A 12,405-nucleotide genomic window follows, 5' to 3' on the forward strand; every position below is an offset into this window, starting at 1 on the left:
TGTCATCTAGATGCTTTCTACTGTCTGTATAGTCAAAGGGAAGTAATAAGGGAAAACAGTTATGCCTTCAACCCCAGTTGTGGCGACTCTGCAAGAGCACGTGTCTTTTCTCTTGCATGAGGTCGAAACACACTGTCATCTCGTTGAGCTTTTTTTTACCTCCAGTTCAACGGCTCTGCTGTCGAGTATTCGTGGTCGTCGTGGTTATGTGCAAGCGTTACGTGAAAAAGCCGATATTGAAACGGCGCGGTTGTTAGAGCGCCGTAAAGCCAATACCAGTTTTCACGCTCAGGTCAAAGGCATGCATTCCTTGGTGATCGCCCTTGAAATGCTGACTCAACATTGTTTTGACTGTATTCGGGAAGGTACTTTAGAGGAGAGTTACGAGCATCCTGTAGGGCAAGAGTGTCGCAAGTTGGTGAAACGTATCAGACGTGCTTTGCGCTTAGTGAAAGTCGGTGTGAGCGACAATCGTCGTCGAACGGGCATCAAGCTAGGCCGACGCACGCATAAGCTGCTGGCGAGCTATAACGAGCTGCAAGCGTTAACGTTGCAAGCGAAGTTTGATCTGAGCGATGACCAATTGCGCGCTGCGGTTCTAAGCAATGTCAGTGTGAAACGCCTGATAGAACAATTAGGCGTGGTGGCGGAAGCCTTGATTAAAGCGGATCTTGGTCAAGTGGCGACATTGCAAAATTACCCTCATTTATTGGACAGCGCGACCAATCTAAATTATGACCTGCGAGATTTGAAAGTTCGCCGTTTGGCGTTGACTCGCTCTGGCAGTGCCATTGCAGCGATTACTCACAAGGATGAATCTGGCAAAGAGGTGTTGGCGGTTTACAAAGAAGGAGATCGCGCCAAGATTGAAGAAGAAGTGGCTGGCGTGAATCAATGGCGCAATATTGATCCTAGATTAGCCCCTAGCGTTCTTTCTCAAACAGGCACATCTCAAGTCAATGGGAAGAAGGATGACAGCAATGAGCAATCGTCTTTATTGATCGAACACATTCCGGGAAAGACCTTGGAAGCTTTGCTGCTCGACGGTGACCAAGACGCTACGAAAGCCGCGTTGAAAGCCTTATTTAAAACCCTGAATCAAACATGGAAAGTGAGCCTGACGCCTGAGTCTTGCACAGCGAATTTCATGGGACAGTTGCAAAAGCGTATTGGAGACAGTCGTAAGGTGCATCCTGAGTTTTTCAAAGAGGAAGAACGCATTTGTGGCTACATCAGTCTAAGCTTTGATGAGTTAATACGTCGCGTCGCGATACAAGAAACGCGTTGGCGAGCGCCGTTTTCCGTGCTCACCCATGGGGATTTTAACGTCGACAATCTGATTTACGATGATGCGGAAAAGCGCGTGTATTTTATCGATCTGCATCGTGCGTCTTATTTTGATTATGTTCAGGATTTGTCGGTGCTAATGGTCTCGATTTATCGCTTACAAGTGTTAAGTGGTGAGACGCGGACGCAGATGATGGAAAGCGCCAAAGAGGTATATCGCTTTGGTCGTCGTTTTGCTTCTCGCCAGCAAGATATCACTTTTGAAGTGCGCTTAGCCGCGGGTCTTGCTCGCTCGTTTGCCACTTCTACACGTTTTATTTTCGATAAAAAACTCGCTTCCCGAATGCATTTACGTGCTCGCTATTTGCTGGAGTGCTTAGCGAGACTGTCATCAGAACAAGCCCAAACATTTACTTTACCGCTTAAGGAGCTTTACGTTGAATAAGCCGAGAATCGGGGTCATTGGCATCCCGGGAAAATGGTCCACAGAAGTATTGGCGGATCGTCTTGAAGAACGTACCGGCTTTCGTGCCGTGATTGATATGAGCCAAGTAGAATTGCGTTTAGATACCAATCAACTGATGTACAAAAATTTGGATCTGATGACCTTAGATGGTCTAGTGATTAAGAAGATCAGTGACGTCTATTCACCCGCCACAGAAGATCGTATTCATCTGTTGTCTTATGCGGAACGCGCTGGCGTCAAATTGTTTAGCCCGACGCAAAGTGTCGGTAACTTAGTGAACCGCCTGAGTGGCACCTTGGCGTTGCAACAGGGCAATATTCCTATGCCCTTGACGCGCATTACAGAAAATCCAGAACAAGCGTTTGCCACCGTAAGAGAGTTTGGTTCAGCGATTTTAAAACCGCTGTATTCTACTAAAGCCCGCGGCATGATTATGTTGACCGAAGACGACAGTGACGAATTTGTTCGTAACGCATTGGAAGAGTATCGTCAGAGTCAGTCCATTTATTATATTCAGCAAACGGTGAAATTAGATGGCCGAGATTTGGGCATGGTGTTTGTTGGCGGTGAATACCTTTGTACTTACGCACGTGTTGGCAATAAAGATTCTTGGAACACCACGATTAACAGTGGTGGTAAATATGAGCAGTTTGAGCCAGATGCCGAGTTGATTGAATTAGGCCGCCGAGCCCAATCCTGTTACGACCTGAGTTTTACCACTGTGGATATCGCTCTGACGGATAAAGGCCCAGTGGTCTTTGAAGTGTCGGCTTTTGGTGGTTTTAAAGGCGCGTTAGAAGGTTGTGATATTGACGCTGCTAGTGTGTACGCGGATTTTGTTTTAGAGCAATGCGCCTTACAAGAGTGTGTCCAACAAACAGGCACATTACAGAAGAAGGAGATCGCATCATGATGAAAACCTTATTGAACTTGCCCCATGTAAACGAAGCATTAAGCCAGTGTACCGAAACGATTCGACTTCATTTTGCCGAGTTATCTATCACTGTGCACTCTAACGAGGCTATGTTGTTGGCAGGTATCGCCGATTATTATCGCAGTTATTTAAAAGCGGAAGTCCATACCACAACGTCTTTGAACCTTTACGTGATGGAGCAAAGCGTCGTTGGCGATGAATTGGAATGGCTAGAAGTGCCTCGTGAAGAGGGCAAGCAAGGACGCAAGGAAGGTTTCATCGATGTGGCTGGTGGACGCTGGATTAAGAAATTTAAAACCGGCATGACGTTTTTACAGCGACCGGATCATACCGTTGCTGTTGGCCCTTGTTCGTCTAATTTGGCGCAGATTATCAATTTTATTAACAACCAGTTTTTGAATCATTATTTGCGTCAAGGCTTTACCTTGGGGCATGCGTCGGCGTTTTGTGTGAATGGTGAAACGACGGCTATTGCCGCAGGCTCAGGCGGTGGTAAGTCCACCTTGATGCTGCGTTGCTTGGAACAGTCAGAGCGCGATTTCCTCACCAACGACCGAATTTTACTAAAAAAGACAGCGTTTAAGAAGACCGAACAAGGTACGCAAACCATCGGCTTGGCAAAGCTGCCGCGGGTGAATCCCGGCACCCTTTTGCATTCCGATCGTCTACGCCATATTTTGCCAGAGTCTCGTCAACAAGCCTTGCGCCAAATGCCGCAAAGTGAGCTGTGGTCTTTGGAAGAAAAATACGATGTGCAAATCGAAGATGAATACGGGCCAAACCGCGTACGTCTAGCTGGCAACCTGTCTCGCCTCATTATGTTGGATTGGTCGCTAGACAGTGCTGAGTCGACGCAACTTGAGAGGGTTGATTTGGCTTCTCAGCCGGAAGTGATCGAAGGGCTGCGCAAACGTCCGGGGCCGTTTTATCAAGATAAATCCGGTGCTTTTGCTGATCTTAACGCCATAGATTCTGTGGCGCATTATGGCAATGAACTTGAGCATGTGAAGGTTTATCGGCTCACCGGTAAGATCGATTTTGATCGCGCCTATGAATTAATCGCTGCACTTGATTGAAACTTAAGTGCTCGATTAATGGCACTTTTAAATAAAAGGTAATTTTCACCATGCAAAGCCCTATCCCTGTGATTACAGAGCACCCAAACCATACGGACATTATCAAGCGTTTGCCAAATGCTTGGACAACATGGCCGCGTGATAACAGTTCGGTGAACAGCCATGTACTCGCGGCTCAAGATACGCCTAAGCGTTATCAAAAGAATAAACTACGTTGGCCTAAGCGCTCTGTGGTGTTTATTTCTGATCCTCATGCGGACGCGCTTGCTTTTGAGGCTTCCTTGATTGCGGCTGGTGTCGCTGAACGTAAGAAAAAAGCGGGGCTAGGGCACCTTACCTTGACGAAAAAAGGCAAGCGATCTGAAATCATTGTGGGTGGTGATTGTTTAGATAAAGGTCCCAGCAACTTAGAATTACTGCGGAGTGTAAAACAGCTTTATAAGCTTAAAGCGCGTGTCACCTTGTTGGCTGGTAATCATGATTTGCGTTTACTGATGGGCTTGTTGGCGTTGGCGCGTAAAAAAGACGTGGGTAACCAGCACTTTTTTGTACGCATGGGCAAAAAAGTCGTGCCTCTGTTTCGTGAAGTCTTCGACGAATATTTAGCGGATACAAAGTGGGATAAAAAAATTCCCGATGAAGACTCATGTCGTGAGTTGCTATTCCCAGGTGATGATTGGTTTAAAGCGTTTCCGTTTCATGCTGCTGGCTTTTTGACCGCTGAGGGGATTGATCGTGAAGTGCGAAAAATGGAGTCGAAAAACCATAGCTTTGAAAAACATTGTTTGTCAGCAGGATTGAGTCTGCGACAAATCTACGCAACCTCGTTGAAATGCCAACAGTTGTTTTTACATAAGAAAGGCGAATTCAACTGGTTTTTCCGCAAGATGGAATTGGTTGCCAAGCGGGGCTCCTTTTTGTTTTTGCATGCCGGGCTGGACGACAGCATGGGGCTAATGCTGCTGAAAAACGGCACTAAGTATGCGAACAAAGCGTTTCATCAGAATCTAAAACGTCGTGATTTATTCAGTTTCTATTACAGTTCGATCGCCAATACGTTTCGAACAAAATACCGCGACGCAGATCTGCCTTTGACGCACCGTGGCGTACATGCCATTCACAAAGCAGGTATTCATGTGGTGGTGCAAGGCCACATTAACCGCCAACAAGGCCAGCGAGTGACCATTAAAAAAGGCTTGGTGCATGTTGAAGCCGACATCACCTTAGATTGTCATTCTCGAAGTGCCGAAGGTTTAAATGGTTATGGCATAGGCGCCACCTTAATTGATAAAAATGTCGGTATTGTGGGCCTTAGTTGTGACTATCCTACTGCAAAAGTCATGACTGCTACTGAACTACAAGGAATTTACGCGGAATCATTATGAAATCAAAAACCGAATTTAAACACGAAGCGCTATTAAACCCTGAAGACATTCAGGATGTATTAAAAGCGCTTTCCAAGGGGTTGGGCAAAGGAAAACTGGAATTTAGTGATGAAAAGGAAGGTGCTTTATTGCTTAATCCAAATGGATTACTGCGCTTGAAAGTAACCGCTTCTGAAGATGAAGATAGCCAGCAATTTGAAGTCAAAGTTCGTTGGGAAAAACAACCAAAAAGACTGAATAAAACAGCGCCTAATATTGCCTCTTGACCCTTCTGTCGCCCTCTTCTGGGCGACTTTTAAAAACATCCAGAATTTTTTCCGTTGCATTGACAAAAAAACACATTTATTTTCATAATTGTACATATAATGTACAGTTGTAAGCTGTTTGATTTTTAATCACCGTCTCTTAGGGGTAAAAGGATATGCTCTCGTTCTCTCAAAAACTTTATTTAGGCTTCGCCGTTGTTGTTAGTCTTTTAGCCTTGATTGGCACGACGGCATTTTTTGCTCTTAACAAGGCATCGAGCGGTTTTGATGAATACCGATCGATGGCAAGGGCAACGAATGCCGTAGGTCGGGTGCAAGCAAATATGCTGATGGTCCGTATGGATGAGAAAAGCTATATTGCGACCGGAAGTGAAAAAGATAAAGAAGCATTTGACTATTACTGGGGTAAAACTCAGACGCTCATTGATGAGGCCGCGACAGACCTTAAATCACCCGAAGACTTGAAGATTATACAGGAGCTAGAAGAGTCAATGACCAATTACTCTAATGGCTTTGAAGAGGTGGTGAATTTAAAAAGGCAAAGAAACGAATTAGTTGAAAAAGTGTTAAACCTTAAAGGTCCGACGATTGAGAAAAACCTGACTGAAATACTGATTTCAGCCAAAGAGGATGGCAATGTTAACGCAGCATTTCATGCTTCTCTTTCGATGAGGCATTTATTGCTCGCGCGTTTGTATGTACTGAAGTTTCTAGAATCCAACGATATTGAGGCTGTTGAGAGGGTTACTCAAGAGGTGACTGATCTTAATGCGGAAATGCAGAAGCTTGATCAAGAGCTGCAAAAACCAGCCCATAAGGCCTTATTAAACTTGGTTTCTCAAGAAATGGTGATTTATAAGCAAGCCTTTGATCAAACCGTTGCTGTTATATTAGATCGCAATGCGATTGTGAATGATGTATTGAATCCAATCGGTAATGTTGTGACAAAAATGACAGAAGACCTGAAGTTATCCATTAAAAACGAGCAAGATAAACTTGGCCCCGAGTTGACCGAAAGTAATGAGTTTACGATCGTGCTTATTGAAGTGTCTGTTGTCATAGCCATCTTATTGGGGGCTCTCATTGCTTGGCTAATTACCCGTTCAACCACATCGCAATTAGGTGGCGATCCTGCTTTGGTCACGCAAGTCGTAAGAGGCGTGGCAAAAGGCGACTTGGAAGTTCAGTTACCAAGCAATAATGAACAAGAAACCAGCTTATATGCTGCTATTCGAGTCATGGTGGCAAGCTTGAAAGAGAAAGCGGTTTTGGCTCAAAAAATTGCAGATGGCGATTTGACTGCTACAGTTGTATTAGCCTCTGACAAAGACAGTTTAGGGCGAGCTTTGAAAGATATGGTGAAAAACCTTAACTCTATACTGTTGGATATTCAAAATGCTGGGGAGCAAATTGCAGCGGGTAGTTCACAGGTTTCTATTTTCAGCCACTCTCTTGCCGAAGGTGCGACTCAACAGAAAGATAATCTACAAACAATTTCTGCGGCATTGGAACAGTTGTCAGTACAAACGAGTGAAAACGCTGAAAGTGCTAAAGAGGCGAATCAGCTAGCTGATAAAGCTCAAAAAGCAGTTGTGGAAGGCCAATCACAGATGCGGGCCATGATAGTGGCAATGAATGAAATCAAAGCCGCTGGCGAAAGTATTGCCGGTTTTATTAAGACCATTGATGAAATTGCAGAGCAAACGAATTTGCTGGCATTAAATGCGGCCATTGAAGCTGCCAGAGCGGGCGAGCAAGGCCGTGGCTTTGCGGTGGTTGCCGATGAAGTGCGTGGCTTAGCGTCAAGAAGTACCGGTGCGGCTGCTGAAACGGCTAAGTTGATCCAATTGTCATCCAGTAAGACCGCGAATGGCGTTGCTATTGCAGAAAGTACCGATAAATCTCTTAAAGATGTTTTCGATGGTATTAATGAAACCTCGGCCATAGTGGCGAAAATTGCTGCGGCGAGTAATGAGCAAGCATTGGCGGTAAACGAAGTGTCTCAAGCGATGGCATCAGTTGGTGATGTGGTTGAGCAAAATGCGGCGGGTTCTGTAGAAGGCGCTGCCGCAGCGGAAGAGCTAAGTGGGCAAAGTGCTGCGATGAAACAAACCATGGAGCGCTTTACACTGGCAAGCTAACTTTGGTTAATCATTCGGCTTTACGCTGTTTTGGTCACATAAATGCTTAAATAACCACTAACGCCTTAAAGTGTTAGTGGTTTTTTATTGCCGTATTGGCATGGACTTTAACCATGAAAAATAGCCGATGTTACTACTGTGACTTAACTTCGTGTATGGTGATAAAGATCTACCTCCTTCAACAGAGCGCGTTATCTCTGATTGTCCCACAGTTGAATTGTCATTATAGTAGTAAGAAATACCTGATACTCATTACCACTATAATTATAAAAAACGAAAGGGCTAAGTATGTCCAAATACCTAGTTTTTATGGTTGGGTTACTGTGTTCGCTTTCCTCCGTATGGGCCGCGAATCCGTCTATCAACAAGCTGAATACCTGCGTTGCTTTGGTTGAATTTGTTGACTCCAAGCTGGATGATTATGCCGATCATTATTCCTCGGAAGACATGGCTGTCGTTCACCGTGGTTTATCTGCGTATAGAAGCTTCCTGCAGGATGATGTGGTCACGCCAAAATTATTAAGCATGTATGGCGGCAATGCCGTTCAGGCGAAACTAATGCAGACGCTGTTTGATCGACAAAAGAAAACGTTTGCGTCTCACCTTAACGAACGCTACACCGAAAAAAAGCTCTTCACAGACTACGCCGCAGCGATTAATGACTGTACGGCTTACACTCGTATCAAACCTGAGGTCGTCAAGTCTTTGAACACTGCGCTTGATCGGATGATCTTGATGGGTAGGCAAGTTAAGTAATCGCTTAGATGCTTCCATGTAAAAATAGCAGTCAGTACTGATAGGTTTACAGCGGCGTTGGTGCGGTGGCGATCTGCTGCATGAATCTTGCAAAGAGTGATTTCCCTTTGCAAGATTTATTAAAGAATCAAAACCCTATTGGCTGATCTGTGAGAGTGGTAATTGATAGCAAATGCTGCTCATTGAGGTAATTAAGCAGCTCTGTATTTACATCATGTTGGATATTGGGCAAACCTTGATTGCCAAATATGCGATTGATTTCAATCACATAAGGCGTAGAACCTACCATGGCAATATCGAATCCGGCATGATTAATGTCCAGTGATTCAGCTAAATATGTGACTAAGTCCTGCGCTTCTTTTGGTATTAAGGCAACTTCCACCTGCCCGCCTTGGCTGATGTTGTTATGGAAACCATTGTCTGACTGCAGACGCCAATAACCACTGACAATTTTATTGCCCACCCAAATAACACGCATGTCTCTGTCTATTGGTAGATATTCTTGCGCATACAATACGTCGGTTTGAGCAAGGTAATCACGCCACTGACCAATGGTTTCTATCAAGAAAACGCCATTACCCATACTGCTGCGAGGGATTTTAGCGACAAAAGGCGATGGCATTTCATCCCAAATTTTTTCCGCTTCATAGGGCGTATTCGCCGCAATAATTGTATAGGGGTGTTGCAGTGGTACAACGGTACGAAAAGTTCGAGTCATCTCTACTTTGTCGTGGCCAATCATATAAGTAGCAAGACTAGGGAAAATTCGCTTTTTTAGCCCGTGAACTAATGCATTAAGCTGCCAGTATTGAGGAAATAATAGCCAGTCGGCTTCTTTGATCTCATCAAGGTGGTCGTACATAGATTCTGGTTTGATGTAGCGGACCTGGGGTAAATGTAGTGTTCTTAGGGCGTCAAAAGAGATGATCTTCATTTGGTAATAATCAGTGGCTAAACATGCCGCGATTGTGAGGCTTGATTGCTAAAAAAGAAACAAAAAAAACACCATAATTTTAATGACCTTATGGTGCTGCATAAGGTCATTTTATGGACGCTTTTTTCCAGTTCCTCAAGCTTTAACAACTTAATGTTCTCGAGGTGCGTATTTTAGAAAAACGCCAAGAGAGATAAGCAAGAACCCCGCACTAGCAACAATGGCTACGGGGTAATACAAGTTCCCCGCCATATCGAGCTGGCTGTATTTGATCACCATAATTAAGCCTTCTAATGCCATAGCAACACAAACTGTACCGATAAACCTCGGCAAGGTTCGTCGTAATAAAACAATAATGTCATGCTCGTTATCGCTGCCGTATTCTTTATTTATCACCATCGCCAGCTCAAATACGGCAATGGCGATGATGTTAGAGTTGATGATCTTAATGATCACTTGGGTGAGGCTTTCGCCGTGATTGTATTCACTGAACGCTCCGGCGAAGCTGGCGAAAACAACAAAGCCTGCGAGGGTGAAAAAGATCGTTGAGAATGTTTTAGCAAAGGTTTTTTGGATATTAATGTTCATGGAAAGAAGTCACCTAATTGAAGATGTTTCTAACAATAGAGCTTCTTATATCAATAAAAAGAGAGGCCCACGCGTTACCGCGATGCTTCCTTGTTGATTACGGGGAATCTTCAGTCTTTACGAATGAGCGAAAGCGGATCACGCACTTCGCTCCCATCCCATCAGTTTATTAAGAAGCTAGACTGCTTCTTTATCAGTAAGTACGGGTTTCGTTTTTCGAATACGACGAATAGAGTCTACAATCAGCATTGCCAATGCCGACCAAATCAGTACAAAAGTGGTGAGTTTTTCGGCGCTAAGTGGCTCGTCATACAAAAAGACCGCTAGAAAAAACATGCCTGTTGGTCCGATGTACTGGAAGAAGCCAAGAGTCACCATGCTGACTCTGTTTGCCGCTGCCGCAAAGCACATCAACGGAACCATAGTGACTGGGCCAGCTGCAAATAGCAGCCAATTTACACTCGCGCTGTTTTCAAACATGTTAGCGCTTGGTGAAGGGCTGAGTATCAAATAGGTAAGAGCCAAAGGCAGCATAATGGCAGTTTCAATCGCCATTCCAGTAAAACTATCCACCGCAATCTTTTTTCTTACTAAGCCATAAAAGCCAAAGGTCATCGCTAGAATTAAAGCAATCCAAGGTAAAGAACCAAATTGGATAACTTCAAATACCACAGCGCAGAAACATAAAACCACTGCTGCTTTGCGGACTTTATCCAGTTTGTCTTTGAAGAAAATCATACCCAATAAAATACTAATGAGAGGGTTTATGTAATAACCCAAGCTGGCGCTTAGCATTTTGTTATTTTGTACGGCCCAAATAAACGTGCCCCAATTCAAGCCAATAAGGAGGGTTGATATCAGCATGGCCATCAGGATTTTAGGTGAACGTAATACCTTTTTTAAGGCATTGGTGTACCGCAATAGGACGATTAGCACGAGGACAATGACACAAGACCAAATGACTCGATGGGCAAGAATCTCTGTCGCGGGAACAAATGACATTTCCTTAAAGTAAATCGGTGCGATAGCCCATAAGGTGAATGCCGTTAGTGCGAAAAGGATGCCGCTTTTGGACGAGGTTTGCATTGAAATCTTCCTATTCAATGTAAGAGAATTTTTAGGTGAGTCAGTGTATATCAATATTGGATACTTGGTCAGGTTTTTGTTGTCTAGTAAATACAGCATTTCATAAACACGTACGTTGCGCTTATTGCCTAAAGAGCGGGATGCGTTTAAAGTTAAGCCATATATTTTTATACAAATGTATATTTACATTAATCGAACTTCGGGGCGGGGCGAAATTCCCCACCGGCGGTGATTTGACTAGATTGAAGAATCTATCAACAGCCCGCGAGCGCTTTGTTTTTATAAACAAAGGTCAGCAGATCTGGTGAGACTCCAGAGCCGACGGTCATAGTCCGGATGATAGAAGTCGACCAAGCTTTTGTTACGCCTAATGGTTGGTTAGGTGTATCTGAACTGTGCATTATTGTGTGCAGATCTTGGTACTATTCGTTCTCATCACCCCTGTGCATCTTATTTTATTTGGAGAAATCAAAGATGGCAGGCACATTTTTTATCATGATCGCGTGTTTCACGTGGGCATTAGATACCTTAATTCGCTACCCTTTATTAGGGGCGGGTTATTCCACACTGCAAATAGTCCTAATCGAACACCTTACCTTGGTGCTGTTTGTCGCACCTATGCTGTGGCGCTATCGCCATGTTTATCGTCATATGTCGATAAGCGGTTTTTCGTGTTTGTTTTTTATTGGTGGTATCGGTTCGGCCATGGGCACCTTGGCATTTACCGAGGCCTTTCACTATTTGAATCCAACGGTCGTTATCTTGCTACAAAAACTACAGCCAATCGTGGCGATTTTGCTGGCTTATTGGTTATTGAAAGAGCGCATTGAAGGACAATTTGTTCGCTGGGCTGCGGTGATTTTAATGGGTAGCTTTGTGATGATGTGGCCGGATTTGCGTCAACTAGGCGACGCGCAATGGCATTACTCAGATGATACGTTAAGCATCATGAAGGGTTACGGTTATACCCTGATTGCAGTCATCGCTTGGGGCGCGGCCACGGTCTGTGGCAAATACTTGTCTTACCAACATATGCCTGCCAACGCGATTATGTCAGGCCGTTTTGTTGCTGGATTATTGGTGTTGCTACCGATGGCATTGGCGCAGTCTGATGGTTTGAAGGTGATGACATCGATCGACTTAAGCTTATTAGTGGTAATGGCATTACTCAGTGGCTTTATCGGCATGTGGTTCTATTACCAAGGCTTAAAAACGGTCCCTGCGCAACTCGCTACTTTAGCTGAGCTGTCTTTCCCTGTCTTCGCCGCTGCGATCAACTGGCTATTCCTTGATATGGGCTTAACCGCTTACCAAATCATCGGTGGCTTGATGCTCATCCTCGGCAACATCGGCTTGCGCATGAAAGAGCTGAGAAAAGCCGAATTAACAGCTGTCACTCAGTAGGTTTAGTTTTTCCTTTAATGGTCTGGCAGAGAGTTTGTCAGACCATTCCTTATTTTAATAGAAATACCTGCCCATTTTTGGT

11 protein-coding genes and 1 riboswitch are annotated in these 12,405 nt (G+C 44.4%); of the genes, 8 read left to right on the forward strand and 3 right to left on the reverse strand.

From position 1 onward, the window contains the following. The first annotated feature begins 61 nt into the window (after positions 1-61). The 7 genes from DFP75_RS13385 to DFP75_RS13415 all read left to right on the forward strand — a co-directional run bounded on the left by DFP75_RS13385 (position 62) and on the right by DFP75_RS13415 (position 8,311). Positions 62-1,732 carry a phosphotransferase family protein gene (locus tag DFP75_RS13385; RefSeq protein WP_110576495.1) on the forward strand — a complete coding sequence of 557 codons (1,671 nt, stop codon included), beginning with the start codon at positions 62-64 and terminating at the stop codon, positions 1,730-1,732. Beyond that, on the forward strand, positions 1,725-2,666 hold the full coding sequence (locus DFP75_RS13390; protein WP_110576497.1) for a GAK system ATP-grasp enzyme: 942 nt from the start codon (positions 1,725-1,727) through the stop codon (positions 2,664-2,666). The genes DFP75_RS13385 and DFP75_RS13390 overlap by 8 nt, the downstream gene beginning before the upstream one ends. Then, a complete protein-coding gene (locus DFP75_RS13395) occupies positions 2,663-3,763 on the forward strand; it encodes an HprK-related kinase B (RefSeq protein ID WP_110576499.1) in 1,101 nt (366 codons plus the stop codon). The genes DFP75_RS13390 and DFP75_RS13395 overlap by 4 nt, the downstream gene beginning before the upstream one ends. 50 nt (positions 3,764-3,813) lie before the next feature. Beyond that, complete coding sequence (locus tag DFP75_RS13400) at positions 3,814-5,148, forward strand: metallophosphoesterase family protein (RefSeq protein ID WP_110576501.1); 1,335 nt, start codon at positions 3,814-3,816, stop codon at positions 5,146-5,148. Then, the gene (locus tag DFP75_RS13405) at positions 5,145-5,414 is read left to right on the forward strand and encodes an amphi-Trp domain-containing protein (protein ID WP_110576503.1); all 270 of its coding nucleotides are present in this window, start codon (positions 5,145-5,147) and stop codon (positions 5,412-5,414) included. The genes DFP75_RS13400 and DFP75_RS13405 overlap by 4 nt, the downstream gene beginning before the upstream one ends. 155 nt (positions 5,415-5,569) lie before the next feature. Beyond that, positions 5,570-7,555 carry a HAMP domain-containing methyl-accepting chemotaxis protein gene (locus tag DFP75_RS13410; RefSeq protein WP_110576505.1) on the forward strand — a complete coding sequence of 662 codons (1,986 nt, stop codon included), beginning with the start codon at positions 5,570-5,572 and terminating at the stop codon, positions 7,553-7,555. 288 nt (positions 7,556-7,843) lie between these two features. Then, on the forward strand, positions 7,844-8,311 hold the full coding sequence (locus tag DFP75_RS13415) for a hypothetical protein (RefSeq protein WP_110576507.1): 468 nt from the start codon (positions 7,844-7,846) through the stop codon (positions 8,309-8,311). Positions 8,312-8,438: 127 nt separating this feature from the next. On the opposite strand, the gene DFP75_RS13420 is transcribed toward DFP75_RS13415, so the two are convergent. From DFP75_RS13420 to rarD, 3 genes are all read right to left on the reverse strand, one after another. Next, positions 8,439-9,245: an ATP-grasp domain-containing protein gene (locus DFP75_RS13420; protein WP_110576509.1), complete on the reverse strand. Its 807-nt coding sequence runs from the start codon at positions 9,243-9,245 to the stop codon at positions 8,439-8,441. Between the two features lie 150 nt (positions 9,246-9,395). Then, positions 9,396-9,833, reverse strand: coding sequence for a hypothetical protein (locus DFP75_RS13425; RefSeq protein ID WP_110576511.1), 438 nt, complete (start codon positions 9,831-9,833; stop codon positions 9,396-9,398). Between the two features lie 177 nt (positions 9,834-10,010). Continuing rightward, entirely contained in the window at positions 10,011-10,919 is a 909-nt protein-coding gene (gene rarD, locus DFP75_RS13430) for an EamA family transporter RarD (RefSeq protein WP_110576513.1), read from the reverse strand. Between the two features lie 190 nt (positions 10,920-11,109). After that, positions 11,110-11,271, forward strand: a riboswitch (FMN riboswitch). Between the two features lie 122 nt (positions 11,272-11,393). Between rarD and DFP75_RS13435 the strand changes: the two genes are divergently transcribed. Beyond that, entirely contained in the window at positions 11,394-12,323 is a 930-nt protein-coding gene (locus tag DFP75_RS13435) for a DMT family transporter (protein WP_110576515.1), read from the forward strand. Positions 12,324-12,405: the final 82 nt, after the last annotated feature.

It is taken from the genome of Marinomonas alcarazii, from assembly GCF_003208215.1.
GTDB classification, from domain to species: domain Bacteria; phylum Pseudomonadota; class Gammaproteobacteria; order Pseudomonadales; family Marinomonadaceae; genus Marinomonas; species Marinomonas alcarazii.

Bases quoted from the DNA above. Each gene is read 5' to 3' on its own strand.
- DFP75_RS13385 (WP_110576495.1), top strand. From the start codon at position 62: ATGCCTTCAACCCCAGTTGTGGCGACTCTGCAAGAGCACGTGTCTTTT.
- DFP75_RS13395 (WP_110576499.1), top strand. From the start codon at position 2,663: ATGATGAAAACCTTATTGAACTTGCCCCATGTAAACGAAGCATTAAGC.
- DFP75_RS13410 (WP_110576505.1), top strand. From the start codon at position 5,570: ATGCTCTCGTTCTCTCAAAAACTTTATTTAGGCTTCGCCGTTGTTGTT.
- DFP75_RS13425 (WP_110576511.1), bottom strand. From the start codon at position 9,833: ATGAACATTAATATCCAAAAAACCTTTGCTAAAACATTCTCAACGATC.
- DFP75_RS13415 (WP_110576507.1), top strand. From the start codon at position 7,844: ATGTCCAAATACCTAGTTTTTATGGTTGGGTTACTGTGTTCGCTTTCC.
- DFP75_RS13405 (WP_110576503.1), top strand. From the start codon at position 5,145: ATGAAATCAAAAACCGAATTTAAACACGAAGCGCTATTAAACCCTGAA.
- DFP75_RS13400 (WP_110576501.1), top strand. From the start codon at position 3,814: ATGCAAAGCCCTATCCCTGTGATTACAGAGCACCCAAACCATACGGAC.
- DFP75_RS13420 (WP_110576509.1), bottom strand. From the start codon at position 9,245: ATGAAGATCATCTCTTTTGACGCCCTAAGAACACTACATTTACCCCAG.
- rarD (WP_110576513.1), bottom strand. From the start codon at position 10,919: ATGCAAACCTCGTCCAAAAGCGGCATCCTTTTCGCACTAACGGCATTC.
- DFP75_RS13435 (WP_110576515.1), top strand. From the start codon at position 11,394: ATGGCAGGCACATTTTTTATCATGATCGCGTGTTTCACGTGGGCATTA.